General features: G+C 40.1%; 27 protein-coding genes and 1 other annotated feature. Of the genes, 19 read left to right on the forward strand and 8 right to left on the reverse strand.

Going from position 1 to position 26,110, the window contains the following annotated elements:
• The first annotated feature begins 158 nt into the window (after nt 1-158).
• From MHI16_RS05865 to MHI16_RS05875, 3 genes are all read left to right on the forward strand, one after another.
• Nucleotides 159-1,109 (forward strand): ABC transporter permease, encoded by a 951-nt coding sequence (locus tag MHI16_RS05865; protein WP_058014305.1) that lies wholly within the window; start codon nt 159-161, stop codon nt 1,107-1,109.
• Between the two features lie 33 nt (nt 1,110-1,142).
• Complete coding sequence (gene opp4C / locus MHI16_RS05870) at nt 1,143-2,042, forward strand: oligopeptide ABC transporter permease (protein ID WP_081042303.1); 900 nt, start codon at nt 1,143-1,145, stop codon at nt 2,040-2,042.
• A 174-nt stretch (nt 2,043-2,216) separates the two neighbouring features.
• A complete protein-coding gene (locus MHI16_RS05875; RefSeq protein ID WP_058014303.1) occupies nt 2,217-2,969 on the forward strand; it encodes a YjbA family protein in 753 nt (250 codons plus the stop codon).
• A gap of 35 nt (nt 2,970-3,004) precedes the next feature.
• Here the strand turns inward: MHI16_RS05875 and trpS are convergent, their stop codons facing one another.
• Complete coding sequence (gene trpS, locus MHI16_RS05880; protein WP_058014302.1) at nt 3,005-4,000, reverse strand: tryptophan--tRNA ligase; 996 nt, start codon at nt 3,998-4,000, stop codon at nt 3,005-3,007.
• 53 nt (nt 4,001-4,053) lie between these two features.
• Nucleotides 4,054-4,272, reverse strand: a binding site (T-box leader).
• Between the two features lie 482 nt (nt 4,273-4,754).
• Here trpS and MHI16_RS05885 point away from each other — a divergent pair.
• The 8 genes from MHI16_RS05885 (at nt 4,755) to spxA (ending at nt 12,086) form a co-directional block, all read left to right on the forward strand.
• On the forward strand, nt 4,755-6,392 hold the full coding sequence (locus MHI16_RS05885; protein ID WP_058014301.1) for a peptide ABC transporter substrate-binding protein: 1,638 nt from the start codon (nt 4,755-4,757) through the stop codon (nt 6,390-6,392).
• Between the two features lie 116 nt (nt 6,393-6,508).
• A complete protein-coding gene (locus MHI16_RS05890; RefSeq protein WP_058014300.1) occupies nt 6,509-7,453 on the forward strand; it encodes an ABC transporter permease in 945 nt (314 codons plus the stop codon).
• A 3-nt stretch (nt 7,454-7,456) separates the two neighbouring features.
• Entirely contained in the window at nt 7,457-8,374 is a 918-nt protein-coding gene (locus MHI16_RS05895; protein WP_058014299.1) for an ABC transporter permease, read from the forward strand.
• 3 nt (nt 8,375-8,377) lie between these two features.
• Entirely contained in the window at nt 8,378-9,466 is a 1,089-nt protein-coding gene (locus MHI16_RS05900) for an ABC transporter ATP-binding protein (protein ID WP_106072466.1), read from the forward strand.
• Nucleotide 9,467: 1 nt separating this feature from the next.
• On the forward strand, nt 9,468-10,388 hold the full coding sequence (locus MHI16_RS05905; protein WP_058014297.1) for an ATP-binding cassette domain-containing protein: 921 nt from the start codon (nt 9,468-9,470) through the stop codon (nt 10,386-10,388).
• A gap of 105 nt (nt 10,389-10,493) precedes the next feature.
• A complete protein-coding gene (locus tag MHI16_RS05910) occupies nt 10,494-10,781 on the forward strand; it encodes a hypothetical protein (RefSeq protein WP_058014296.1) in 288 nt (95 codons plus the stop codon).
• A gap of 137 nt (nt 10,782-10,918) precedes the next feature.
• Nucleotides 10,919-11,497: a GNAT family N-acetyltransferase gene (locus tag MHI16_RS05915; RefSeq protein ID WP_058014295.1), complete on the forward strand. Its 579-nt coding sequence runs from the start codon at nt 10,919-10,921 to the stop codon at nt 11,495-11,497.
• 193 nt (nt 11,498-11,690) lie between these two features.
• Nucleotides 11,691-12,086, forward strand: a complete 396-nt coding sequence (spxA, locus tag MHI16_RS05920; protein ID WP_003211421.1) for a transcriptional regulator SpxA — start codon at nt 11,691-11,693, stop codon at nt 12,084-12,086.
• 40 nt (nt 12,087-12,126) lie between these two features.
• On the opposite strand, the gene MHI16_RS05925 is transcribed toward spxA, so the two are convergent.
• A complete protein-coding gene (locus MHI16_RS05925) occupies nt 12,127-12,792 on the reverse strand; it encodes a TerC family protein (RefSeq protein WP_058014294.1) in 666 nt (221 codons plus the stop codon).
• A gap of 262 nt (nt 12,793-13,054) precedes the next feature.
• Here MHI16_RS05925 and mecA point away from each other — a divergent pair, with 262 nt between their 5' ends.
• The 4 genes from mecA to pepF all read left to right on the forward strand — a co-directional run bounded on the left by mecA (nt 13,055) and on the right by pepF (nt 18,690).
• A complete protein-coding gene (gene mecA, locus MHI16_RS05930) occupies nt 13,055-13,720 on the forward strand; it encodes an adaptor protein MecA (RefSeq protein ID WP_012009573.1) in 666 nt (221 codons plus the stop codon).
• An 85-nt stretch (nt 13,721-13,805) separates the two neighbouring features.
• Nucleotides 13,806-15,326 (forward strand): cardiolipin synthase, encoded by a 1,521-nt coding sequence (gene cls / locus MHI16_RS05935; RefSeq protein WP_339165508.1) that lies wholly within the window; start codon nt 13,806-13,808, stop codon nt 15,324-15,326.
• Between the two features lie 162 nt (nt 15,327-15,488).
• Nucleotides 15,489-16,649 (forward strand): competence protein CoiA family protein, encoded by a 1,161-nt coding sequence (locus tag MHI16_RS05940; protein ID WP_342498136.1) that lies wholly within the window; start codon nt 15,489-15,491, stop codon nt 16,647-16,649.
• 214 nt (nt 16,650-16,863) lie between these two features.
• Nucleotides 16,864-18,690: an oligoendopeptidase F gene (gene pepF, locus MHI16_RS05945; protein WP_284906233.1), complete on the forward strand. Its 1,827-nt coding sequence runs from the start codon at nt 16,864-16,866 to the stop codon at nt 18,688-18,690.
• 103 nt (nt 18,691-18,793) lie between these two features.
• Here pepF and MHI16_RS05950 read toward each other — a convergent pair whose 3' ends face one another.
• From MHI16_RS05950 to MHI16_RS05970, 5 genes are all read right to left on the reverse strand, one after another.
• On the reverse strand, nt 18,794-18,967 hold the full coding sequence (locus MHI16_RS05950; protein ID WP_044139629.1) for a hypothetical protein: 174 nt from the start codon (nt 18,965-18,967) through the stop codon (nt 18,794-18,796).
• A gap of 296 nt (nt 18,968-19,263) precedes the next feature.
• On the reverse strand, nt 19,264-20,175 hold the full coding sequence (locus tag MHI16_RS05955) for a ClpXP adapter SpxH family protein (protein WP_058014291.1): 912 nt from the start codon (nt 20,173-20,175) through the stop codon (nt 19,264-19,266).
• Complete coding sequence (locus tag MHI16_RS05960) at nt 20,172-20,570, reverse strand: thiol management oxidoreductase (RefSeq protein ID WP_008355333.1); 399 nt, start codon at nt 20,568-20,570, stop codon at nt 20,172-20,174. The genes MHI16_RS05955 and MHI16_RS05960 overlap by 4 nt, the downstream gene beginning before the upstream one ends.
• A 276-nt stretch (nt 20,571-20,846) precedes the next feature.
• Nucleotides 20,847-21,614, reverse strand: coding sequence for a lytic transglycosylase domain-containing protein (locus MHI16_RS05965; RefSeq protein ID WP_058014290.1), 768 nt, complete (start codon nt 21,612-21,614; stop codon nt 20,847-20,849).
• A 21-nt stretch (nt 21,615-21,635) separates the two neighbouring features.
• Nucleotides 21,636-22,214, reverse strand: a complete 579-nt coding sequence (locus tag MHI16_RS05970) for a CYTH domain-containing protein (RefSeq protein ID WP_058014289.1) — start codon at nt 22,212-22,214, stop codon at nt 21,636-21,638.
• A gap of 236 nt (nt 22,215-22,450) precedes the next feature.
• On the opposite strand from MHI16_RS05970, the gene MHI16_RS05975 reads away from it, so the two are divergent.
• The 4 genes from MHI16_RS05975 to MHI16_RS05990 all read left to right on the forward strand — a co-directional run bounded on the left by MHI16_RS05975 (nt 22,451) and on the right by MHI16_RS05990 (nt 25,256).
• Nucleotides 22,451-22,816, forward strand: a complete 366-nt coding sequence (locus MHI16_RS05975) for a hypothetical protein (RefSeq protein ID WP_058014288.1) — start codon at nt 22,451-22,453, stop codon at nt 22,814-22,816.
• Nucleotides 22,817-22,849: 33 nt separating this feature from the next.
• Nucleotides 22,850-23,479, forward strand: a complete 630-nt coding sequence (locus MHI16_RS05980) for a GTP pyrophosphokinase family protein (RefSeq protein WP_003211990.1) — start codon at nt 22,850-22,852, stop codon at nt 23,477-23,479.
• 65 nt (nt 23,480-23,544) lie between these two features.
• On the forward strand, nt 23,545-24,345 hold the full coding sequence (locus MHI16_RS05985) for an NAD kinase (protein WP_058014287.1): 801 nt from the start codon (nt 23,545-23,547) through the stop codon (nt 24,343-24,345).
• A gap of 44 nt (nt 24,346-24,389) precedes the next feature.
• The gene (locus MHI16_RS05990) at nt 24,390-25,256 is read left to right on the forward strand and encodes an RluA family pseudouridine synthase (RefSeq protein ID WP_058014286.1); all 867 of its coding nucleotides are present in this window, start codon (nt 24,390-24,392) and stop codon (nt 25,254-25,256) included.
• Between the two features lie 42 nt (nt 25,257-25,298).
• Here MHI16_RS05990 and prpE read toward each other — a convergent pair whose 3' ends face one another.
• Nucleotides 25,299-26,042 (reverse strand): bis(5'-nucleosyl)-tetraphosphatase PrpE, encoded by a 744-nt coding sequence (gene prpE / locus MHI16_RS05995; protein WP_058014285.1) that lies wholly within the window; start codon nt 26,040-26,042, stop codon nt 25,299-25,301.
• Nucleotides 26,043-26,110 lie beyond the last annotated feature (68 nt).

Raw genomic sequence — 26,110 nt, forward strand, 5'->3', positions numbered from 1 at the left:
ATCAGGCGTGCTGGCGCTCACAATTTTATTCACCGTGCACCAGTTAGATTGAGAGGGTTTTCATATCACGATGCAATGAAGACAGAGGGCTAAAAGAAAGATCATTTTAGCCCTTTTTCATCACAGTATGGCGATCCGATGAAAAAGGAGTTGTGCATATGGTTACATATATCATTAGAAGGACATTGCTTTCCATTCCCATCTTATTTGGGATTACCATTTTGTCCTTCGCCATCATGAAAGCAGCACCAGGCGATCCGATGTCACTTATGATGGACCCAACCATTAGTGCGGCAGACCGGGAAGCTTTTATTGATAAGTACGGCTTGAACGATCCTGAATATGTGCAATATATGAAATGGCTTGGCAATATGTTTCAAGGTGATTTTGGCACCTCCATTGTTAAAAAGGGAACGCCTGTGGCTGATTTGATTTTTGCAAGGCTGCCAAATACCCTCATCCTCATGATCTTTTCTACATTAGTTGCCTTGATCATCGCCATCCCATTCGGTGTTCTTTCAGCAAAACGTCCATATACAAAGCTAGACTATGGCATTACAGTTACATCTTTTATCGGACTGGCTATTCCGAACTTTTGGTTTGGACTCATTCTCATTATGGTGTTATCTGTGAATTTAGGATGGTTTCCAACTGGCGGAGTCTCTACCTTGAATGCCGATTTTAATGTGTTTGACCGGCTCCATCACATCATTTTACCAGCCTTTGTTTTAGCAACGGCTGATATGGCAGGGCTCACTCGGTACACAAGGTCGAGTATGCTTGATGTCATGAGGCAGGATTACATTCGTACCGCAAGAGCGAAAGGCTTTCGAGAAAACAAGGTCATTTTCAAGCACGGGTTAAGAAACGGTCTTATGCCTGTCATTACGATTTTCGGATTGATGATTCCATCCTTTATTGGTGGTGCAGTCGTGGTGGAGCAAATTTTCACTTGGCCAGGGCTAGGGAAGCTGTTTATTGATTCTGCTTTTTCGAGAGATTATCCGGTCATTATGGCGATGACTGTTATTTCCGCAGTGCTCGTGGTGGTTGGAAATTTAATTGCGGATATTCTCTATGCGATCGTTGATCCGCGTATTGAATATTAGAAGGGAGCTGAAGCACAGTTGGCACAGCCTAATATGGGAACACCTCCTGTTGATCTCAAATTAAAGGAGGGTCTTCCGCCAAAGCCAGAGACGATGCTGCGTTTATTTTGTGAGAAGTTTTTCAAAAATAAATTGGCGGTTGCCGGCTCCGTGATCTTATTGGTCATTATCTTTTCAGCCATTTTCGCTCCAGTGATTGCCCCTTACGCACCAGAGCAGCAAGATTTATTAAAACGGCTCCAGCCGCCAAGTGCTGAGCATTTGATGGGAACTGACAAGTTTGGCCGCGATATTTTCTCAAGGGTGCTATATGGCGCGAGGGTCTCTTTATTAGTCGGTTTCGTCTCGGTGGTCGGTGCGATTACCATTGGCACTGTGGTAGGAGCGGTAGCAGGGTATTTCAAAGGATTTGTTGATTCCTTGTTAATGAGATTTGTGGATGTCGTGTTGTCGATTCCCGATATTTTTCTCTTGATCACGCTCGTTACCATTTTCAAACCGGGTATTGATAAATTGATTTTAATCTTTGCTTTGACCGGATGGACCACAACCGCGAGACTAATTCGCAGTGAATTTTTATCACTGCGAACAAGAGAATTCGTACTCGCAGCAAGAACCATTGGAACGAAAAACCATGTCATCATCTTTTCGCATATTTTACCGAACTGTATCGGTCCTATTATTGTGTCAGCTACACTAAAAGTAGGTTCCGTCATTTTAGCCGAATCAACGCTGAGCTATCTAGGGTTTGGCATACAGCCGCCAACGGCGAGCTGGGGCAACATGCTGCAAGATGCACAAAATTTCTCGATTATGGTGCAGGCGTGGTGGTATCCATTGTTTCCAGGTTTACTGATTCTACTGACCGTTTTATGCTTTAATTTCTTAGGAGATGGGCTGAGAGATGCACTTGATCCTAAAAAGTTAAAGTAATGCCTCATTTGTATGACAAGATGAAAGGGACTCTGCGACACCCTTTCTTTTCATTATGTCATAAAGAAAAGCATGCCATCATTCACTCAGCTTGAAGTTTAATAAAGTTGGAATAATTTCTCTATCTCTTGCCCATACTGTGGACAACAGTTTTTATAAAGTGAGGGATTGGTTATGTTATTTCTTCATGACGTATGGGTGAATTGGTTTGAAGGGGAAGAAAATGGCTACAATGTGTGTCATTTTCATGAGTGGCGTAAGGAGGACAGCGTGGAGCTGTTAGATCAAGTACCTTTACTCAAGGTGCAGAGTCCTTTGTATGATTACATAGAGAATGATCTTTCAGAACTGCCAAAGACGCTGCTAGAAGCAGTATTTGAGAAATCATATATTCGAAAAAATCATGAACGGCGCAAATTAGAGTATTGTTTTGTGGTGACGGACGGTATACGAATTATTGCTGTGGATACGATTGGGTATTCCATTCCTGTGAGGAAAAGCCGCTTAATCCCAAGGCAGGAGCAATTGGTGTATGAAATGGTGAAAGATGTGAGGGCTGAGGAATATGAATTCTCTCAGGACAGTCTTGAGTCAGCGAAGGAGTATCATATTTTGTCTTTGCCGCCGCAGCATATCTGTGGATTAACGAGAAAAGAAAGACAGTTGAAGCAGCTCATGTTTATGGCGCTCGATCAATTAAAAGGTCTTCAAAACAGGGCGGAGATTGCGTATTGGTATACGGAATGGAACCCTCGCATGTACAATCAAATTAAACGAATGTCATTCGAAGAGATTTGGAACATGCTTTACAATGAAACCATTGATGGATGGTCAGAAAATCATTTAACATTTTGTGAAAAAATGATTAAGGGACAGCCGTTTTTTGAAAAGCTTTGGGAAATGGAAAACGAATCAAAGGTGAATTAGAAAAAGCTTGCAGCGTGATGTGCTGCAAGCCTTTTTTATTTGCGTTTTCTGCCAAGACCCATTGCATTCTCCATTTTTTTCAGCATTTTATTTGCTGCGCGGTTTGCTTTTTCAGCACCTTCGTCAAGAATACGATCAAGCTCGTCTGACTCAATGAGTTCATTGTATCGATCTTGAATTGGTTTTAAAGCATCAATGACGACGTTCGCAAGATCTCCCTTAAACTCACCATACCCTTTGCCTTCATACTTTTGCTCAAGCTCTGCAATCGATATGTTACCTAATACAGAGTAAATCGTCAGCAAGTTGGCAATTCCAGGCTTGTTCTCTTTGTCATACTTAACGATGCCTTCTGAATCCGTCACAGCACTTTTGATTTTCTTTTCAAGCTGCTTTGGTTCATCTAATAAAGTAATGAAGGATTTTTGGTTCGGATCGGATTTGCTCATCTTTTTCGTTGGATCTGCTAAAGACATAATCCGAGCGCCTTCTTTTGGAATCTTCACTTCAGGTACAGTGAAGATGTCATTGTATTTTCGGTTAAAACGTTCAGCAAGCGTTCTAGTCAATTCAAGATGCTGTTTTTGATCTTCTCCGACAGGAACTAAATCAGTACCATATAATAAGATATCGCCAGCCATTAATGGAGGATACGTTAATAGTCCTGAAACAACCGCTTCCTTACCAGCGGATTTATCCTTAAATTGGGTCATTCTCTCTAATTCCCCAATATAAGCAACACATTGAAGCATCCATCCTGCCTGGGCGTGAGCAGGTACCTCTGATTGGATAAACAATGTCGCCTTCTCAGGATCAAGTCCCACTGCTAAATAAAGAGCTGCTAAGCTTCTAATATTTTGTCGAAGGGCTAAACGATCCTGACTCACCGTGATGGCATGCTGATCGACTACACAAAAGTAGCCATTATAATCATGCTGGAGATCGACAAATTGCTTCATCGCTCCAATATAGTTCCCCAATGTCACAGAACCGCTCGGCTGAATGCCTGAAAAAATCGTCTTCTTTGTCATACTAAAACCTCTTTTCCTCAATATAAAAAGGCCCACCCGTCACTTTTCAACAGAAAAGGGACGAATGAACCGTGGTACCACCCTTGTTATTTCACATGGAAATCACTCAAGACGTTGATATCGGAGACTGCTCCGTCTAAGCCTACTTACTTTCAAAAGTGTTCGGTTAGCTGCTCCAAAGCCCATTCCATATATGCCATTGTCTGCTCGCACCGGCCGCAGACTCTCTGTTAATGGTGAATATATGTACTCTTCTTTTTCATCGCAACAGTATGTCTATCTATTATAAAGGATGACCATAAAAAAGTCACGAAGCCCCTTATGTGACCTTCTCATCATGTCGTTTGACACTTAAAATTTTAGGTAAAATACCAACTATCTGTCAGAATTTTTTAAAAAGGGATGATTAATTATATGTATAAAACATTATTCCTGCTGAATTTGTTAAATTATTTTAATCAATTTCCGCTTTAATTTGTTGAAGTGATTGAGACTTTAGTTTATAAAAATCCCTCTTTATCCCCATTTACGTTTTTTAAAAATATATGAAATTGATATTGCAATAAATTATTCTATTCATTATAATTAATTTGTTCACACGTTTGTGCTAGGCTCTTTACATAGTGAAAATTCAGAAAAAACAAAAGAAATAGAAAGTAAGCTATTTAGGGACTTTTTTACGCTATTTCTTAAATCTGAATCTCATCTTCTATCGAGACCTTTGAACTAAAACATATTATAAGGGGGAATACAGTTGAAAAAGCGTTGGTCTGTTGTTACTTTAATGCTTATTTTCACACTTGTATTAAGCGCTTGTGGTTTCAGCGGAAACAAATCAGGCGACAGCACGAGCAGTTCTGGAGAGGCTAAAACAACACTAAATGTGAATATCTCCACTGAGCCTTTTTCTCTACATCCGGGATTGGCAAATGATTCAACTTCAGGAAGTGTCATCCGTCAGACTTTTGAGGGATTAACAAGAATTAACGCTGAAGGTAAGCCAGAAAATGCAATGGCTTCTGATATCAAAACAAGTGCTGATGGTAAAACATACACATTCACACTTCGTGATGCAAAATGGTCTAATGGTGACCCTGTCACAGCTGAAGATTTCGAATATGCTTGGAAATGGGCATTAGATCCTAAAAATGAATCTCAATATGCTTACCAGCTTTACTATATTAAAGGTGCTGAAGAAGCGAACAAAGGGAAAGCGAAAGTTGCTGATGTTGGCATTAAAGCAAAAGACAAAAAGACGCTTGTCGTTGAGTTAGAGAACCCAACACCGTTCTTTACTGAACTAACTGCATTCTATACGTATATGCCAGTCAACAAAAAAGTGGCTGAAAAGAATAAAAACTGGTACACAAATGCAGGTGAAAACTACGTATCTAACGGACCATTCGTTCTTTCTAAATGGAAACATGGCGGTTCTATCACGCTTGAAAAGAACAATGAATACTGGGATAAAGATACTGTGAAATTGAAAAAAATCAACATGTCTATGATCAAAGATACAAACACTGAGCTTAGCATGTTCAAAAAAGGCGAGCTTGACTGGGCTGGTATGCCAACTGGAAGCCTTCCAACTGAGTCTTTAAAAACATTGAAAAAAGAAGGCGGTCTGAAAATCCAAACGATCGCAGGTATTTATAACTACAAATTCAACACAAAAGTAAAACCATTAAACAATGCAAACATCCGTAAAGCCCTTACTTATTCAATCAACCGTCAAGCGATCGTTGATAAAATTACGCAAGGTGAACAAGTTCCAGCAATGGCAATCGTTCCACCAACAATGAAAGGGTTCACTGATAACAAAACTGGCTACTTCAAAGATCATGATGTAGCAACTGCTAAAGAACTTCTTGAAAAAGGTGTGAAAGAATTAGGTTATAAGTCTGTTTCTGATCTTCCAACATTGAAACTTTCTTACAACACAGATGAAGGCCACCAAAAGATTGCTCAAGCAATTCAAGAAATGTGGAAAAAAGATTTAGGTGTAAAAGTTGAACTTGATAACTCTGAGTGGAACGTATACATCGACAAAATCCACAGCGGAGACTACCAAATCGGACGTATGGGCTGGTTAGGTGACTTCAACGATCCAGTGAACTTCCTTGAGCTTTACAAAGATAAAGACGGTGGAAACAACGACACTGGCTGGGAAAACAAAGAGTACAAACAATTGTTGAATGATTCTGCAAAAGAAACAGATCAAACGAAGCGTGAAGAAATGCTGAAAAAAGCAGAAGAAATCATCATCAACGATATGCCTATAGCACCAATTTACTTCTACACTCAGCCTTGGGTACAAGATCCAAAACTAAAAGGTGTGGTTGTATCTGGACTAGGTGATGTTCAATACAAATGGGCACATTTCGAAAAGTAAGAATTATAGTGTAAGAGATCTACGGCAAGGATCTTAAGGTATATGGAGGATGTCTCTCCATATACCTTTCTTGCTGATTAGAGAAAATGTTGTAAAATCATGGAGGTGCAATTCCGTTGCTTAAATATATCGGTAAGCGATTAATATATATTTTAATCACACTGTTTGTTATTGTAACTGCAACTTTCTTTCTCATGCAGGCAGCACCGGGTGGTCCATTCTCTGGTGAGAAGAAACTTCCTGCTGAAATTGAAGCAAACCTAAACGAGCACTACGGGTTGGACAAGCCCTTATTTGTTCAATATGCAAGCTACTTAGGTTCAGTTGCAAAATTAGATTTTGGTCCCTCATTTAAATATAAAGGACAAACTGTAAATGACTTAATCAGTTCTGGATTCCCCGTTTCCTTTACCCTCGGAATTGAGGCAATTCTCCTCGCATTAGCATTTGGTGTATTGTTTGGGGTCCTTGCAGCGCTCTATCATAACAAGTGGCAAGACTATACGATTGCCATTTTAACGATCTTTGGAATTTCAGTTCCAAGTTTCATTTTAGCTGCGCTACTACAATATGTATTTGCATCTGAGGCAAGCGTTATAGCGATTTTCCCAGTTGCAGGATGGGAGACTTGGGCCAGCACCGTACTACCTTCTATTGCACTTTCCTTCATGCCTATGGCATTTATCGCTAGACTTGCACGGTCAAGTATGCTTGAAGTTTTAAACAGTGACTACATTAGAACGGCTAGAGCGAAAGGATTAACGAAATCAGCTGTGACGATTAAACACGCCATTCGAAACGCATTGTTACCTGTCATTACATATATGGGACCAATGGCTGCTTCAGTTTTAACAGGTAGTTTTGTCGTGGAGAAGATTTTCGGTATTCCTGGATTAGGCTCTCACTTTGTCACAAGTATTACAAACCGTGATTACACCGTCATCATGGGTGTCACAGTCTTCTACAGTATTATTCTATTAATTAGTATTTTAGTCGTTGACGTCCTCTACGGTATTATCGATCCTAGAATTAAACTGACGAAGGCGAAGAAAGGGGTCTAACACATGGAAGAGATGAGAAAAGATTTATTTGTTCCTGCGACAGCTGACGCAGCAGAATCCGAAAAAATTTCTAAACCTAGTCTATCTTTATGGAAGGATGCTATGCTTCGCTTCCGTGCAAATAAACTTGCAATGGTTGGTCTTACAATCATTTTTATTATTGTGATGTTGGCCATCTTTGTTCCGATTTTCTCTAAGTATGATTATTCAACGACTGACTTACTGAATGCGGACCAGCCGCCTTCAAAAGAGCACTGGTTTGGTACAGATGATTTAGGACGTGACATGTTTGTCCGGACATGGGTCGGGGCAAGAATTTCGATCTTCATCGGTCTTGCTGCAGCTGTTCTTGACGTCATCATCGGGATTATCTGGGGAAGTATTGCAGCATTCAAAGGCGGCCGTACAGATGAAGTGATGATGCGTATTGCTGACGTTTTATGGGCAATTCCAACACTACTAATGGTCATCTTAATGATGGTTGTTCTGCCAAAAGGATTATTAACGATTATCCTTGCCATGACAGTTGTAGGCTGGATCAACATGGCACGTATCGTTCGGGGACAGGTTTTACAATTGAAGAGTCAAGAGTACGTTCTTGCCGCACAAACATTAGGTGCGAAAACATCTAGACTTTTATTTAAACACTTAATACCAAACTCAATGGGACCAATTCTTGTGACGATGACATTAACCATTCCTTCTGCTATTTTTACAGAGGCATTCTTAAGCTATCTAGGGCTTGGTGTACCTCAGCCATTAGCGAGCTGGGGAACAATGGCGTCTGACGGAATTCCAGCCATGACGTACTACCCGTGGAGATTATGGTTCCCAGCCGCATTTATCTGTATTACAATGTTTGGTTTTAACGTGGTTGGAGACGGACTAAGAGACGCTTTAGATCCGAAGTTGCGTAAATAAGGAGTGATTAGGATGGAACGTGAACGTATTCTAGAGGTGAAAGACCTTGCAATCTCATTTAAAACATATGGTGGAGAGGTTCAAGCCATTCGTGGTGTGAACTTCCACTTAAATAAAGGCGAGACACTTGCTATTGTAGGTGAATCTGGCTCTGGTAAAAGTGTGACATCACAGGCCATCATGAGATTAATTCCGATGCCGCCGGGTTATTTCAAGCGCGGACAGATCCTGTTTGATGGGCAAGATATTGTCAAGAAAACTGAAAAACAAATGCAAAACATTCGAGGTAAAGACATTTCAATGATCTTCCAAGATCCAATGACTTCTTTGAATCCAACGATGAAGGTCGGGAAACAAATTACAGAAGTGCTGTTCAAGCACGAACAAATTTCAAAAGAAGCGGCTGAAAAAAGAGCCATTGAATTACTGGAGCTTGTTGGAATTGCAATGCCTGAAAAAAGAATCAAACAATATCCACACGAATTTAGTGGCGGGATGAGACAAAGGGTTGTCATTGCGATGGCACTTGCAGCAGATCCAAAGCTATTGATTGCCGATGAGCCGACGACGGCACTAGATGTAACGATTCAGGCGCAAATTTTAGAATTAATGAAAGAAATTCAGCAAAAGGTGGAAACGTCAATTATCTTTATTACACATGATCTAGGTGTTGTCGCCAACGTCGCTGATCGTGTAGCTGTTATGTATGCAGGTCAGATTGTCGAGACAGGAACGGTTGATGAAATTTTCTACAATCCACAACATCCATATACGTGGGGACTTTTAGCGTCAATGCCGAGCCTTGATACAGATGGCGGAGATGAAGGAAAGCTGACTGCAATCCCAGGAACACCGCCAGATCTGACAAACCCGCCGAAAGGAGATGCATTTGCACTCCGAAGCGATTATGCAATGAAAATTGACTTTGAACAAGAACCGCCAATGTTCAAAGTATCAGATACGCATTATGTGAAATCATGGCTACTTCATCCGAATGCACCTAAAGTTGAACCGCCTGCTTCTGTAAAGGCGAGAATGCGTGAACTAGAAGGTAGCTACGAAAAACCTGTATTAGTAAAAGAGGGTGAATAGCATGGCAGAAAAACTGTTAGAAATCAAAAATTTAAAGCAGCATTTCCATACAGCAAGAGGGACTGTGAAAGCAGTTGACGGCGTTTCATTTGATATTTATAAAGGTGAAACACTTGGCCTTGTAGGGGAGTCTGGTTGTGGTAAATCCACTACTGGCCGTTCCATCATTAGGCTTTATGATGCGACAGATGGTGAGGTTCTTTATAAAGGGGAAAGTGTACACGGGAAGAAATCAAGACAAAAAATGCTTGAGTTCAACCGTCAAATGCAGATGATCTTCCAAGATCCATATGCCTCACTGAACCCTAGAATGACAGTGCTTGATATCATTGCAGAAGGCATCGACATTCATGGTCTTGCGAAAACAAAGAAAGCACGTAAAGAGCGTGTGTACCAATTGCTTGAAACTGTTGGCTTGAACAAAGAGCATGCAAACAGATATCCGCATGAATTCTCTGGTGGTCAAAGGCAGCGTATCGGGATTGCCCGTGCATTAGCAGTTGAACCAGATTTTATCATTGCCGATGAACCAATCTCTGCATTAGATGTGTCGATCCAAGCACAGGTCGTCAACTTAATGAAAGAGCTTCAAGAAGAAAAAGGGTTAACGTACTTATTCATTGCCCATGACCTGTCCATGGTAAAATACATCAGCGATCGTATTGGCGTGATGTATTTCGGGAAATTGGTAGAGCTGGCACCAGCGAATGAATTATACGAAAACCCGCTTCATCCATATACAAAATCATTATTATCTGCGATTCCGCTTCCAGATCCAGATTATGAGCGTAACCGTAAACGGATCAAGTATGATCCATCTGTTCACAAAGGAACAAACACTGAGTTCCGTGAAGTGAAGCCAGGTCACTTTGTGAGCTGCACAGAGGAAGAATTCAAAGAGCTTCAGGCAAAACAATTATAAGAAGGAAGAAGCGCTGCTATGTCAGTGCTTCTTTTTTTATTTTACAAAAAAACGAGATGATGGTAATTTCTAGTTAACAACAAGCGGGTTCTAGGAGGAAATCAGATGTCGATATGGAAGACGTTTCGCTATTCATTCTTTCACTTTCTCATTGTATTCATGCTTTTTTCAACGTCATTTTTGAGAAAGCCAAATGGAGGACAGTGGATGCTCATATTTATGGTGCTCATTGGCATCGTGTCTTTTTCCGTGGAATATATGCTTCACCGGAAAACAAGCAATCAGAAAGAGGAAGCACGTCGCAGGAAGTACCTTTATTTCATCATGTTTCAAACCGGGATGACACTCATCCTGTTTGTCTGTTTTCAATTACTCATGGAACGTTCGATATAAAACTTTTTTCTGTTGTTTGAAAAAAAAGTGAAACTAGAGGAGACTTTGCTGCGTCTTACTAGTACAGGCGTTTAAATAGCAGGAAATCGGGAATATCTAAGGAAGTGGTTCTTAACGATATCATAAGGAGCGGATCCATGAATTGGTATGAAAAGCTCAGTGAATACTTCCCGATAGAAGAAATGAAGTCAAAAGAGCATATGGAAGCTTTATTAAAGGAAAGAAGTGATGTTTATCATAAGGAGGAAGGACCTCATCATGTGATGATGTACGCCGAATTTGATAATTTTATCTTTATTGATTATTTATTTGTTTCCAGAGATGCAAGAGGTGAAGGCCTCGGATCAAAGCTCATTCATAAGCTGAAGGAAAAAAAGAAACCGATCTTGCTTGAGGTTGAGCCTGTAGATGAAGATGATGCAGATACTGCAAAACGCCTAAAGTTTTACCAAAGAGAGCACTTCAAGCATGCAGAATCAATCGGTTATAAACGCAGGTCACTTGCAACAAATGAAGTGAACCGCATGGAAATCCTTTATTGGTCGCCTCTTACAGATAATGAAGAAGAAATGATGGAGGCTATGAGGAAAACCTATGAACGAATCCATACGTATAAAGATGAAGAATGGTATGGGCAGTCGTATGAAGATGTTGATGATGTATTGAAGGTCATTGAAAATAGAAAACAAAAAAATATTTTCGATCATCTCGACTAAATGAGAATGTTCAGACATCAAGCAACACGAGAAAATGAATGAAATTGTCTAGTTTTTGTCACAAAAATTGCAAGAAAATCTGTTCACACTTACTTTTTTATAGTATAATCACTATAAAGATTACTTATTTAGAACAATTTTAATTTAAGAATACAGATCAATATTCATTCTACAAATTGAGGAGTGAAGATTTATGGTAACATTATACACATCACCAAGCTGTACATCATGTAGAAAAGCAAGAGCGTGGTTAGAAGAGCACAATATTCCGTATCAAGAGAGAAACATCTTTTCAGAGCCTCTTTCAATCGATGAAATCAAAGAAATTCTTCGAATGACTGAAGACGGTACAGATGAAATTATCTCAACACGTTCAAAAGTATTCCAAAAGCTAAATGTGAATGTTGAGACAATGCCTCTTCAACAATTGTATAAACTAATCAATGAGCATCCAGGTCTTTTAAGACGTCCAATTATCTTGGATGAAAAAAGACTACAAGTTGGCTACAATGAAGATGAAATTAGACGTTTCCTTCCAAGAACGGTTCGTACATTCCAACTAAGAGAAGCTCAGCGACTTGCTAACTAATAGAAAAAACGAAAAGCTGCCGATGTTTTGGCAGCTTTTTTTATTTGTTTTCAGCCGTTTGTTCGTAAAACAGGCTGGCTAAAATGACCATGACGACTGTTAAAAACGGAAGCATCAATTCAAGAGTCGCATGCTGAGCCATAAATTCATTCAATTTCACATCACGAACAATCATTTCACCGCCAGTAAAAGCCAAAAGAGCACTTCCTCCGTATAAAAGATACGGAAATTTGGTTAGAGCGGTATGAATCAGTTTACTTCCCCAAATAATAATCGGTACTGAAATCATCAGGCCAAAAGCAGTCAGCAGCATGTTGCCTTTTGCCGCCCCTGCAACTGCAATCACATTATCAAGTGACATAAAGAGGTCGGCAATCACAATGGTCTGAACCGCACGCCAAAGGGAGCCGCTGCTTTTAATGCGAATCGATTCTTTCTTTTGTTCAATTAACAAATTGTATCCTATATAAAGGAGAAAAAGTCCGCCGATAAATTGTAAATAAGGGATGGTCAATAAATAAACTGCGGCACCTGTCATTGTAATTCTCATCAGCACGGCCAAAAGTGTGCCGATCCATATGGCTTTATTCCGTTTGTCATTTGACAAGCTGCGGCTAGCCATCGCAATGATCAACGCGTTATCTCCGCCTAAAATCAGATCAATGCCAATAATCATCAGTAAGGATATGATCCACTCTGTTTCCATCCATTTCACCTCATGTCTAATAGAGCTCGTACAACCAATATATGAGGACAATTCAAATATATGTTTCTGTAAGTTTTCTCTGCAAAAAATGCGTTTTTATTTCTTTTATTCATGTTTTATCATAAAATAGACAGTACGAAGTGATACCTCAATTCTTTAAAAGGTTAACATGTAGACGGAACGGGTAAAGTGTAGTAAAGTACTATTAATTGGGAGCTTGTATGTCCCTTCAACATCTTATATAGAAGGGAAGGTTGGCAAAATGGAAATCGAAAGAATTAATGAACATACAGTGAAATTTTATATTTCCTACGGTGATATTGAAGACCGCGGATTTGACCGTGAAGAGATTTGGTATAATCGTGAACGCAGTGAAGAGCTGTTTTGGGAAGTAATGGACGAAGTGCACGAAGAAGAAGAATTTGCAGTTGAGGGACCGCTTTGGATTCAAGTGCAGGCACTTGACAAAGGTCTTGAAATTGTCGTGACGAAAGCCCAACTTTCTAAAGATGGACAAAAGCTCGAATTGCCGATTCCAGAAGATAAAAAAGATCAAACAGATGAAGAAAGTCTAGATGCACTGCTTGATGATTTTCAAAAAGAAGAGCAGGATCAAGAAGATCATAATGAGAAGGACAAAAAACTTCAACTTCAATTTGTGTTGAAAATGGATGACTTTGAAGATTTGATTGCACTTTCTCAATTAAATATGCAGGATTTTACCACAAGTTTATATTCGTTTGAAAACCGTTATTATCTATATGTTGACTTCCACGAGGATTTGTCAGATGAGCAAGTGGAGAATAAGCTCAGCATTTTGCTTGAATATGCTCATGAATCAGTGGTCAGCATTTACAGACTGAAAGAATACGGTCAGCTGATTATCGAAGGAAATGCCCTTGAAACGATTCAACAGCACTTCTCGTAACCAACAAAAGTCGATTTCTATAGAGGAATCGGCTTTTTTATCTGAATGAATAGGTAAATAAAGAGATCGGCAAGGAGAAAATGAAATGAGAAATTTAGTTAAAGTTCTATTTTTTCTTATCATTACGATAGGTGCTTATTTAGTCATTCAATTAATTGCTGGTGATTTAGCGGTAAGTGTATTAAGTTCTGTCAGTGTTCTATTTACTTTATCGATTATCTTCATCGGGTTTGTCATATTCTTGGAGAACCGGAATCCATCTCAAACGATAACGTGGCTTGTCCTGCTTGGCAGCTTTCCGTTATTCGGCTTTCTGTTCTATATTTTCTTTGGACGCAATATCAAAAAACGCCGGCTGTTTGAAAAGAAAGCCATCCTGGATGAACAGTTAATCCAGGAAGATGAACATATTCATAGAGAAGCGATTGAGAAAATGACGCATATGGGTGATCATCAGCAGCTCTTATTTAAGCTGGCCCACAGACTTGGACATACCCCTATTACGTATCGCACGTCCTCTAAAGTCCTGACCAATGGAGAAGAAACATTCTCTCATATTTTTGAAGAAATTAAAAAGGCGACACATCACATTCATTTAGAATATTATATTCTCCGTCATGATGACCTTGGACAAGAATTAAAGGATATTCTCATTGATAAAGCGAAAAATGGTGTGATTGTCCGCTTTTTATATGATGATGTAGGGAGTTTGAAACTCTCTCGTCAATATATTGCTGACCTCGAAAAGGCTGGCGTTCAGATCGTTCCATTTTTACCTGTGAGGCTGCCTCTGTTAAATAATAAAATCAATTTCCGAAATCACAGAAAAATTGTCGTGATTGATGGAGAAGTTGGATTTGTTGGCGGGCTGAACATTGGAGACGAATATTTGGGCAGAAGCAGACAATATGGTTTTTGGCGTGACACTCATTTGATGATTAAGGGTGAAGCTGTACGTGATCTGCAGCAGATTTTCATGCAGGATTGGTACTATATGACGAATGAAAGATGCGCAGGTGTGGACTACTTTAAAGATTTCAGCTATCTTGAAAGTACAACAGAAGGCGTACAAATGATCGCTGGTGGCCCTGATAAACAGTGGGAGGTCATTAAAAATCTCTTTTTCTCCATGATTATCTCTGCCAAAAAGTCTATTTGGATCGCTTCACCATATTTTGTGCCGGATGATGATATTTTGTCTGCATTGAAAATTGCTGCTTTAAGCGGAGTAGACGTACGGATTATTGCACCGAAGAATCCAGATAAACGGATCGTCTTCCATGCGTCCCGTTCATACTTCCCGGAGCTTTTAGAAGCAGGGGCAAAGGTGTATGAATATGATCAAGGCTTTATGCATAGTAAATTTATCATTGTGGATAGCGAGCTGGCTTCGATAGGAACGGCCAACATGGATATGAGAAGCTTTCATTTGAATTTTGAAGTGAATGCCTTCCTCTACAAAACGAGAAGCACTGAGAAGCTCGTAAACGACTTCTTAGGTGATTTAGAGCAGTCACACGAGATAATCCCAGAAGAATTTGCAAAGAGACCGTTAAGGGTAAGGCTCTTTGAATCAACAGCAAGATTATTATCGCCATTACTATAAAGATTGTATTTCCCCCCTTTTTATCAGAGGGGGTTTTTCATTTTCCTCAGTAAAACATCAGTAAAATCATATTTTCACACCATAAAAGTTCATTTTGCCTATTCGCTCTCTTATAGATGAACAAGCTATAATACGGTCATCAAAGACTAAGGGGCGAGCTGAATGAATACAGCGATCATGGATAATGGTAAGCTTATTCGTATTACACATCATTTATCTAAAAACCGGCTGGAGCATGTCAGGACGACGTGCAAGTTTTACTGCCCAGAATGCAGGGAAGAAGTGCAATTAAAGCTTGGTGAACAACGTGTTTATCATTTTGCACATAAACAGCTCACTGCATGTCCACTAGCCTCAGGCGAAACGGCTTATCATCAGGCCGGAAAAGAAGCCATTATGAATTGGCTTCAGCGGCTTGGGCATAAACCGGTGCTTGAAAAGTATGTGTCAAAGGTTCATCAGCGTCCTGACGTGGCCGTCTCTATTGGAGGAACAAGCTATGCAATCGAATATCAATGTTCAAATATTTCGCGGCAAGAGCTACGTAAAAGGACAACAGGACTCCGTCAAGCAGGGCACTTCCCTATATGGATCATAGGAGCAAATCGTTTAAAGCGAAAATCTGCCCAGCTCTTTTCCTTCTCCTCCATTCATTGGGGAATGTTAAGGGAATCACAGAAAGGAAGCCTGATTTTTTATTGTCCGCTTCAGAATCGATTCATCCATCTTGCTCAATTCCTTGTATTTCAACCAACAAAAATATGTGCCGCTATGACTGTCAGATCGCCAACAGCATTCCGCCAATTTTCAGATATCCTATCGCAGCCCTCAAGCAAGCGCCAAGTCTCCAAGCAATGGCTAAGATGTATACAGCAATTTAGACAGCGGCCACCTCGTATTTTATCAAATGAAAGCAAACGGTTAAGAGACATTTTTTATGAGCATCATCAAACAGCTTTCCCTTTTCTGCCGGCTGAATTATTTATCCCGCTGCCAGAAGCGTACATCTTTACAAGCCCCGTTTATGTCTGGCAGGGGTGTCTATATGATTGGATCATAAGAAAAAAAGGAAGCAGTCCAGTGACGATTAAACTGCTGATGAAAGAAATGAAGCGGTGTATCCAGATGAAAGAAGTAAAACTTCGATATGGCGATGTTTCAATAGAAGAAATGAAAGAGGTTATCACCTCATATGTTCATGCGATTGTCAGACAAGGGTTTTTGCATATGACGAAAGAGGGTAATTATGAAGTAGCGTCAAAACAAATGCCGATACAAACAGTAGATGAAGCGTTCAAACGAGATGCTTTCTTATTTCATTAGCATGTTTCATGCCCACTTTGATCATGATAAGAAAAAGGTGGTGCTGCGATTGAATAGAAAGAAACGCTTTTTTCTCATTTTTTTAGTCTGTTTGGTATTTATTTCTGCATATGATTTGACAAATATAGTTCAAAACAAAGAAGATAAATACAACACCAATTTCTTTCACTTTCCGAAAGGTTGGTTCAACACAACTTATGCAAGGGGGATTCATATGACTTCACAAAGCAAAAACAACCATTTACCAGACAGAAGCGAAGTAAAAGAAGAAAACAAATGGCGGCTTGAAGATATTTTTGAAAGCGTCGATGCATGGAACAAGGAATTCGAAGCGGTCAAAAAAGAAATTCCTAAGCTCGCCCAATTTAAAGGCAAGCTCGCCCATTCTGCTGATGTACTGTATGAAGCCCTAACCTTTCAGGATCAGCTTTCTGAAAAGCTTGGTAAGCTTTATACATATGCGCACATGAAATACGATGAGGATACTACGAACTCATCATTTCAAGCGCTGAATGATAAAGCATCGAATTTATTTACACAACTCTCTAGTACTTCTGCTTATATTGTTCCAGAGATTTTATCGATTCAAGAAGATAAATTGCAGCAGTTTATTTTGGAAAAAGAAGAATTAAAACTGTATTCCCATGCTCTTGAAGAAATTAATAAAGAACGTCCACATATTTTAAGTGAGGAGCAAGAGGCCTTATTAGCTGAGGCATCTGAACCTCTCTCAACTTCATCTACTACTTTTAGTATGTTTAACAATGCTGATATTTCGTTCCCTTCTGTAAAGGATGAAAATGGGGAAGAAAAGAAGATTACCCATGGCAACTTTATTACATTTTTAAACAGTGATGACCGTGAAGTGAGAAAGAATGCCTTTAAAGCTGTGTATAAAACGTATGATCAGTATAAAAACACGCTTGCTTCGACACTGAGCGGTTCGATTAAAAAGGATAATTTTTATGCAAAAGTACGAAATTATAAATCGGCAAGAGAATCAGCACTATCTCGGAACAGTATTCCAGAAGAAGTATATGACAATCTAATTGATACCGTTCATCAATATTTACCGTTATTACACCGTTATATTGAATTGCGTAAAAAGGTATTAAAGCTTGATGAAGTGCATAACTATGACTTGTATACGCCACTTGTAAAAGATGCTGGCATGAAGCTAACCTACGATGAAGCAAAGGATTATATGCTAAAAGGGTTAGCACCATTAGGAGAAGAATATGTATCCGTGTTAAAAGAGGGACTCAATAATCGCTGGGTGGACGTTTATGAGAATAAAGGGAAACGTAGCGGTGCGTATTCATCTGGAAGCTATGGCACAAATCCATATATCCTCATGAACTGGCAAAATAACATTGATAATTTATTTACACTGGCTCATGAATTTGGGCACTCTGTCCACAGCTACTATACAAGAAAGCATCAGCCATATCCGTATGGAAACTATAGCATCTTTGTAGCTGAAGTAGCTTCTACGACAAATGAAGCGTTACTTGGCGAATACCTGCTGAATCATCTAGATGATAAAAAACAGCGTTTGTATGTGTTAAATCACTTGCTAGAAGGATTTAGAGGAACGGTATTCAGACAGACAATGTTTGCTGAGTTTGAGCATCTGATTCATGTGAAAGCACAAGAAGGAGAGGCTTTAACGCCAGAATTCATGACGAACCTCTATTACGACCTGAACAAGAAGTATTTTGGAGACGGCATGGTTGTGGATAAAGAAATCGGGTTAGAATGGACGAGAATCCCTCACTTCTATTACAACTATTATGTATATCAATATGCAACGGGCTATAGTGCAGCACAGGCATTAAGCAAGCAAATCTTAGAAGAAGGAAAACCTGCGGTGGAGCGCTACACAGACTTCCTTAAAGCAGGAAGCTCTGATTATCCAATCAATGTGCTGAAAAAAGCAGGTGTTGATATGGCTTCCAAAGAACCAATCGAAGCAGCATGTCAATTGTTCGAAGAAAAATTAAAAGAAATGGAAGAGCTCATCTCTAAAACGGGTGAGTAATGAAAAGACTTCTGTCAGACGTGTGAGTGCAAACTCATCTTTTGACAGGAGTTTTTTTCTCACAAAAAAAGACCTCTTCGCATGTAGAGGCCGCTTCTTATCATCACCCTTTAAATCCCTTAAAGGTCTTCCGATGGTTCATTCGATAAAGTGTAAAAAGTATTGCAGCAAATAAGAGAGGCGATGTGAGATAAAGAGGAAGCATTTTCATTAAGCCTAATATATTTAAAAAGAAACATAAGCCAATGGAAACAAGTCCAATGGTTGTGCTGCGCATGCAGATCCCTCCATTTTTTCGTTACTTTCACTATATGAAAGTGACAACCCTCTTATGTTTTGTGACAAAAATATGAACATATAGTATATCTGTTGTCATAAGTCGACAAAATTTGATATACTACAGATGTGAAATTAATCACATACAAACATTACCCCTTTGTTTGACCGTGAAAAATTTCTCCCATCCCCTTTGTTGTCGTTAAGACATAGTGAAACCGCGCTTATCCCGGCGCGGTTTCTTCGTGGTTTAAAAAAGAACAAGTGTTCCTTTTTGAGGTGAAGAAAAAACATGGGTCAGCACCCATGTTCATTCTCACAGCGATAGACATCAAGATCTGAAGGATGATCATCTTCTTTGTAGCGCCAAAACATTTCTTGATGCACTTGTACACGTTCGACTTTTTTAGCGAAAGCCAGCTTTTTCATTTCTCGTTCAACTTCTTCAAGTGTCAGGTCATATACGACCGCAATCTCTTTGGCAGATGCAAATTGAAAGTAAGCAATAAACCATTCAATTGGAGGCCGTACTGATGGGGTTGGTTTTTCACCAATCATTTCAAAAAGGATTTCCTCGTACACATCGTAAGAGTACGCACCTGAAATTTTTAATCCTTCATCTCCGTTTACTGTATTAAAAAAGGCAAAGGTCGGAAGCTCAGACACGTCCATTTCAGCGGCAATTTTCATATCACATTTTAGTGCTTTGACAGCACTTTGAGAATGAATATCGCGCTGGAATTCCTCGATATCTAGTCCAGCGCTTTTTGCATTTTCTAGCAGTACATGTTCATTTGTGACATCTTGCTGATGGCAAAAAAGTGATTCTTGAATGAGACGCAGAAATTTCATTCCGCATTTTCTGCCTTGAAGTTCAGCCGCTTTTAATGCAAGCGAGGCGAGATAGGGTGAGGTCACAATTTGTTCAGACAGCATTTGTTCTTTTTTGGTCTGAGTTTTGGTCGCGAATTTCCCCCATGCTTCGGTGAGTAAATGCTTTTTTCGTTTTCGATTCAATGCATTAATACTAGAGCTTGTCACCGTTCGTAAAGTGAAAAAACGGCCGTACTTCATTTTCAATTTTTTAATGGATGGCTCTAATAACCAGCAGTCTGGACTTAGAGGGTCAATGAATACATAGATTTCAATCGGCTTTTGAGGATGTCCGTGACAGTGTGAGAAATATTGATCGTGCGTATTGCAGCTCAAGATCGTCCATCCTTTTCAGGTGTTTGATTGACCATATGACGAGCCGTTAAAGAGAGCCGCTCAAATAAAAAGTCACGAATATCGCCGGTTAATCCTACTTGATCCATTGCATCCTCCATGCATTCAAGCCATGCGTCAGCCCGCTCCTCAGTAATCGGAAAAGGGAGATGTCTCGCCCGTAGCATAGGGTGACCATGCTCCTCTGTATAAAGCGGGGGTCCGCCTAAATATTGAGTTAAAAACTGTTTTTGTTTTCTTGCTGTTTCTTTTAAGTCATCCGGGAAAATAGGATGAAGCAAAGGATGACACTTTACATTTTCATAAAAAGTATCAACAAGTTGCGATAGAAGTTCCTCTCCAACCGCTTCGTAAGGTGCGTTAAACGATTGTACCATGTTGACTACTCCTTTTACTCGTAGTTAATAGGATGAAGCGCCCTATTGTGAATTCATTTATTTCAAAAGTGATATTCAGTTTGTTCTATTTTATTGTTTCTATTCTTGTATATTTATTTTAACAACCTCAACTCAATTCCACAAACAAACCGCTTTGGTCTATTGGAAATAAGGGGAGAGGCGGGTTCCGTGATCAATTGACCATATCATAACACATTCAGTCAAAAAAGGGTGAAAAGCGACATACAAAAAACCGAAGAGGTTATTCTCTTCGGTTTAAGCGAAATATTGTGCTGTGATTTTCTTTACATAATTTTGTGTTTCTTTAAATGGTGGAATGCCGCCGTATTTATCGACATTTCCTGAGCCTGCATTATAAGCAGCTAAGGCGAGTGAGACATTTCCATTATATTTCTGAAGCATTTGTTTTATATATTTCGTACCGCCTTCGATGTTTTGGGCCGCATCAAAGGCATTATTCACACCAAGGGACTTAGCTGTAGAAGGCATAAGCTGCATGAGGCCAAGTGCGCCTGCATGGCTAACCGCATTCGTACGATAGCCGGATTCTTGCTTAATGACCGCATGAATCAGCTTTTCTGGAACACCATGTTTTTGAGCCATTTGTGACACAATTTGATTAATTTCTTTTGATGATGAGCCGCTTGAAACAGCCTTTTGAAGCGGCGGCGTGTAGCTGTTGTTTAAGACATTTCCAATACCATTTGCTGTATTCAATTGAGCGTCATTTGCATATGAAGGTTGAGCTTGAAGCTGCTCACCACCAGCGATAGCAGATAAGTATGGGTTTGTACGCGCGTATTGCGTGTTCGGAGCCGTTGAAGGGTCCGTTCCCATCAATGCAGAAATTGAAAGCGGCAGGCGTGATAATTCTGATCCGCCTAAAAAATCTTGCAGCAGCGACTGAAATGAAGCTTGTGCATTCGATTCTTGGCCGCCCGGCATTTGCGTTTGTCCAGGGTCTGATTGTAACGTTTTAAGCGCTTGGAGCTGCATAAAGGATTGAATTTGATTGACGTTCATCTTGTTCCTCCTTCAAGGAATTCATCTATTCTGTGTTTTCATTTTCTCTTCATAAAAACGTACAACTTTGTTTTTCGTGTTTCGTACAGGGATTTGAAATTGTTGGAGCAATGCGGAGAATGCGGCTTGTCCGATTTCCAGGTCGCTCACTTCAAATTCAAGTTCATAGTCCTCTATTGTTAAATATCGGCTGTGATCCAAAACAATTAAGCCTTCTTTGATCATTTTTTCAGCTCTTGACGTTTCAAGTGAACCAAAATACACAATTTGATCCTTTTGAATGTTCAAATGGTCTAGCCTGTCAGCCACTTCACCTTTTGGCAGCTGAAAATCGTCAAGGCTTGAAGGAGGAGCAATTGTTTGGTGGGTTTCGAGTAAGCCTATTTCGTGTGGTTCCTTTAACGTGAGAACCCACTGATCGTTTTTTTCTCTCATTCTTAATGCAGCAAATTGAGATTTTATATCAAATTGGGGTGTATCAAAGTAATAGTTGGTTTGTGTGTGAAAATCCGAATCCTTCAATTGAAAATGTTGTTTCAACTGTTCAAATTCTTCTTTCATTAACAATTGCTTTAGTTCTATTTCAATTTCCTGGGCCATTTTGACATCAACCTTTCATTTAGAGGAAATATGATTATTGTACATGAAGTATGTTCATCATGTAAAAGACAGTTTTTATCTATTATTTCTCTTTCCGCATGTACCAAAATCAATGGATAATTACGTGAAAGGATCATTTATAAGAAGAAAATAGGATTTTCTCAAAAAGTTCGGTTTATCAATATTGAACTTGATATGATAAAATAAAGCTGTACTTTGTTGTAAAGGAGATCATGATGCAAAACCGAATTGAAATCGCAGAAGCAACTTTAAAAGAAGACAGGCTGATTTTGACGACCAAGTCAGAAGAGCAAATCCAAAAAGCAAAAGCATCAGGACAAATGCTTGTTGATTCTGATCACTTTGCGTTCGTTTACATACTTGAAAACGAGGAGTCCTTTTCATATCTTATCTTAGGGGAACATACATGGGCTCCATTAAAAGAAGCAATGAATCTTGACATCCCTGTCTATTTGACAGCAGGAGGCCATTCGTTAGAACTCATTCAGCTTCATCAAGAATTACATTATTTAATCGACAATATTAAAGACAATGCCAATTACGGAGATATGGAAGAGAAAGTGAAGAGCACATTCCTCTGAAATAATTAGGTATATGGAATTGGGGGAAGTTTCATGGACAAAAAACAATGGGATCAATTCCTCGCACCGTATAAACAAGCAGTCGAAGAATTAAAAGTGAAACTAAAAGGCATTCGAAAGCTGTATGAATTCGAGGATGACCATTCACCAGTAGAATTTGTCACAGGCCGAGTGAAACCCGTTGCCAGCATATTAGAAAAGGCAAAGCGTAAAAACATCCCAATGCATGAAATTGAAACGATGCAGGATATTGCTGGGCTTCGCATTATGTGCCAGTTTGTAGAAGACATACAAGTCGTGAAAAAAATGCTCCAGTCACGAAAAGACTTCGTGGTTGTTGATAAACGCGACTATATTGCAGAGCATAAAGAAAGCGGATACCGTTCGTACCACCTTGTTGTGTTATATCCGCTGCAAACGATCAATGGAGAGAAACAGCTCCTTGTCGAAATCCAAATTCGTACACTTGCGATGAATTTCTGGGCGACCATTGAGCATTCTCTGAATTATAAATATAGCGGGAATATCCCGGAGAAAGTCAAGCTGCGCCTTCAAAGAGCTTCTGAGGCAGCATCTCTTCTTGATGATGAGATGTCCGAAATTAGAGGGGAAATTCAAGAAGCACAAGTAGCATTTTCCCGGAAAAAGAAAAACGATAGCTGAGCCTGTGCTTGATCAAATATGATGCTGCCCTCTTATAGCAGCAAGGTGGAAAAGGAGAAGAATTCATGAAATTTGCAGTTTCTTCGAAAGGGAATTCTGTATCTGACACCCTCAAAAATAAAATTCAGACCTACTTATTGGATTTCGGAATGGAACTCAATGAAGAGGAACCAGATCTTGTCATTACGGTTGGTGGTGACGGCACCCTTCTTTATGCATTTCACCGTTATAGCGACCGTCTGAATGAAACAGCTTTTGTGGGTGTTCATACAGGTCATCTTGGTTTTTATGCTGACTGGGTGCCAAGTGAAATTGAAAAACTCGTCTTAGCTATAGCGAAAACACCTTATCACATTGTGGAATATCCAATCTTAGAAGTCATTGTCAGATACAACGACGGCGGCAGAGAAGAGAAATATTTAGCCATGAATGAATGTACGATTAAAAGTATGGAAGGGACACTTGTGGCAGATGTTGAAATTAGGGGTCAGCTGTTTGAAACATTCAGAGGTGACGGTCTTTGTCTGTCTACACCGTCTGGCAGTACAGCCTATAATAAAGCACTTGGGGGCGCCATTATTCATCCTTCCATTAGAGCCATTCAGCTGGCAGAAATGGCTTCAATCAACAACAGAGTGTTTCGAACGGTCGGTTCGCCGCTTATTTTACCAGACCATCATACTTGTGTCATTAAACCGAGGAATGATGTTGATTTTCAGGTAACCATTGATCATTTGACGCTGCTTCATAAGGACGTCAAATCCATTCAATGCCGGGTAGCAGACGAGAATGTCCGCTTTGCCCGATTTAGACCATTTCCATTTTGGAAAAGGGTGCAAGATTCCTTTATCGGAAAAGGTGAATAAGAAAGAGGTCGTTCTCGCTGGAATACTTTACACTAAACAAAACCATGACAGCCAAAGAAGAAGGGCTGCTTTTAAAGGATTATTTAATAGATATTGGCATTTCGAAAAGAATGCTGACGGATATTAAATTTGATGGCGGTGATCTCCTCATTAATGGAGAGCATGTGACTGTGAGATACAAGCTGCATAACGGAGACAGGCTCACTATTTTATTCCCCGAGGAAAAAGTGAGTGAAGGGCTGAAGCCTGCTCAGATTCCGCTTGATATTTTATTTGAGGATGAGCACGTCCTTGTGCTGAATAAAAAGCCATATATCCCGTCTATTCCTTCTCGGGAGCACCCAGAGCACAGTATTGCGAATGGATTGCTGCATCATTATGCAGAGCAGTCCGTTCGGCTGACGGTTCATTTAGTGAACCGCCTTGATCGTGATACATCTGGCGTCATGCTTGTGGCCAAGCATCGCTTTGCCCACAGCCTTTTATCAAAAGCGCAGAAAAGTGGAGCGGTCAAACGAACATACAGAGCGTTTACACATGGCTTGATCAAAGAAAAGCGTGGAACCATTCGTGCAAAAATTGCCCGAAAAGGAGATAGTATCATCGAGCGAATGGTCGATGATACTGGGCAGGAAGCTGTGACGCATTTTACAGTGCGAGCGGTGGACGCTGAGTTGAAGATGTCAGATGTGACGCTGGCACTTGAAACGGGGAGAACCCATCAAATTCGTGTTCATATGCAGTATCTTGGTCATCCGCTCATCGGAGATACGTTATATGGCGGGACGAGTGAGCAGATGAACCGGCAGGCACTGCATAGTGAGACTCTTGTCTTTCCTCATCCGATGACCGGGGAGGAAATGACATTCTCGGCTCCGCTTCCTGAAGACATGAAATCATTGCTGCTTTAAATAGAGAAACCCGGCTACCTGCAAGCTCAGGACCGGGTTTTTTTATGATGTGAAATGCTGAAACCTTGAATCGTCATAAGGCATAGAGGATGGAACAGAAACCGTTTCAAGCTCAGGGTATTTAAGGGCAGACAGCCGGTGGCCAAATACACAGCCTGTATCAATGTTGACGGTTCTGCCAACGAATCGCGGTTCTTTCACTGGTGTATGCCCGTAGACAACCCATGGTTTTCCGCGATATTCCTTTGCCCAATCCTTCCGCACAGGTCGTCCATCCGGCCATGTTTCTCCTGTGACTGCGCCAAATAATAGATAGGATCGCATCTGTTTGTTCGGCTTTCTACCAATGTCCTTTTCCTTCATCGCTGCGTGAGCAATCATTAGTTCATCAGGAATAAGTACATCGTAAAGCGGAGCCTTCTCAAATAGCTGCTTAAATTCATGTGACAATTTCGTTTGTTCATGAAGGGGAAGCATTTTTATTTCGTTCACTGTGGTTTCAATGCCATGAAGTAATTTCACGGGATTTCCTTTCAAATAGCGATATAGTTTAAAGCAATGGTTGCCAGGTACGTAGCGGATCGCGCCGTGTGCGTAGGCATGAATGACAAAGCGCATGACATCTACTGACTGAGGTCCTCGATCTGTTAAATCACCGACAAGTGCTAGCGTTCTCTTATCAGGATGGACGGGTAATCCATGTTTGAGTTCGTATCCTAGTTTGTGTATGAGGGTAAGCAGCTCTTCGTAGCAGCCGTGGATATCACCAATGATATCAAATTTCATAAGATTTCCTCCTGATTTTACTCATCCATTCATCGGGGTTAAAGAAGTTTGAATTTTAGAACATATAA

Origin of the sequence: Bacillus sp. FSL K6-0923, assembly GCF_038630825.1 — a bacterium.
Classification (GTDB): domain Bacteria; phylum Bacillota; class Bacilli; order Bacillales; family Bacillaceae; genus Bacillus; species Bacillus pumilus.

Coding starts and splice junctions, on each gene's coding strand:
- MHI16_RS05865 (WP_058014305.1), top strand. CDS start 159: ATGGTTACATATATCATTAGAAGGACATTGCTTTCCATTCCCATCTTA.
- opp4C (WP_081042303.1), top strand. CDS start 1,143: ATGGGAACACCTCCTGTTGATCTCAAATTAAAGGAGGGTCTTCCGCCA.
- MHI16_RS05875 (WP_058014303.1), top strand. CDS start 2,217: ATGTTATTTCTTCATGACGTATGGGTGAATTGGTTTGAAGGGGAAGAA.
- trpS (WP_058014302.1), bottom strand. CDS start 4,000: ATGACAAAGAAGACGATTTTTTCAGGCATTCAGCCGAGCGGTTCTGTG.
- MHI16_RS05895 (WP_058014299.1), top strand. CDS start 7,457: ATGGAAGAGATGAGAAAAGATTTATTTGTTCCTGCGACAGCTGACGCA.
- MHI16_RS05905 (WP_058014297.1), top strand. CDS start 9,468: ATGGCAGAAAAACTGTTAGAAATCAAAAATTTAAAGCAGCATTTCCAT.
- MHI16_RS05910 (WP_058014296.1), top strand. CDS start 10,494: ATGTCGATATGGAAGACGTTTCGCTATTCATTCTTTCACTTTCTCATT.
- MHI16_RS05915 (WP_058014295.1), top strand. CDS start 10,919: ATGAATTGGTATGAAAAGCTCAGTGAATACTTCCCGATAGAAGAAATG.
- spxA (WP_003211421.1), top strand. CDS start 11,691: ATGGTAACATTATACACATCACCAAGCTGTACATCATGTAGAAAAGCA.
- MHI16_RS05925 (WP_058014294.1), bottom strand. CDS start 12,792: ATGGAAACAGAGTGGATCATATCCTTACTGATGATTATTGGCATTGAT.
- mecA (WP_012009573.1), top strand. CDS start 13,055: ATGGAAATCGAAAGAATTAATGAACATACAGTGAAATTTTATATTTCC.
- cls (WP_339165508.1), top strand. CDS start 13,806: ATGAGAAATTTAGTTAAAGTTCTATTTTTTCTTATCATTACGATAGGT.
- MHI16_RS05940 (WP_342498136.1), top strand. CDS start 15,489: ATGAATACAGCGATCATGGATAATGGTAAGCTTATTCGTATTACACAT.
- pepF (WP_284906233.1), top strand. CDS start 16,864: ATGACTTCACAAAGCAAAAACAACCATTTACCAGACAGAAGCGAAGTA.
- MHI16_RS05950 (WP_044139629.1), bottom strand. CDS start 18,967: ATGCGCAGCACAACCATTGGACTTGTTTCCATTGGCTTATGTTTCTTT.
- MHI16_RS05960 (WP_008355333.1), bottom strand. CDS start 20,570: ATGGTACAATCGTTTAACGCACCTTACGAAGCGGTTGGAGAGGAACTT.
- MHI16_RS05965 (WP_058014290.1), bottom strand. CDS start 21,614: ATGAACGTCAATCAAATTCAATCCTTTATGCAGCTCCAAGCGCTTAAA.
- MHI16_RS05970 (WP_058014289.1), bottom strand. CDS start 22,214: ATGGCCCAGGAAATTGAAATAGAACTAAAGCAATTGTTAATGAAAGAA.
- MHI16_RS05975 (WP_058014288.1), top strand. CDS start 22,451: ATGCAAAACCGAATTGAAATCGCAGAAGCAACTTTAAAAGAAGACAGG.
- MHI16_RS05980 (WP_003211990.1), top strand. CDS start 22,850: ATGGACAAAAAACAATGGGATCAATTCCTCGCACCGTATAAACAAGCA.
- MHI16_RS05985 (WP_058014287.1), top strand. CDS start 23,545: ATGAAATTTGCAGTTTCTTCGAAAGGGAATTCTGTATCTGACACCCTC.
- MHI16_RS05990 (WP_058014286.1), top strand. CDS start 24,390: ATGACAGCCAAAGAAGAAGGGCTGCTTTTAAAGGATTATTTAATAGAT.
- prpE (WP_058014285.1), bottom strand. CDS start 26,042: ATGAAATTTGATATCATTGGTGATATCCACGGCTGCTACGAAGAGCTG.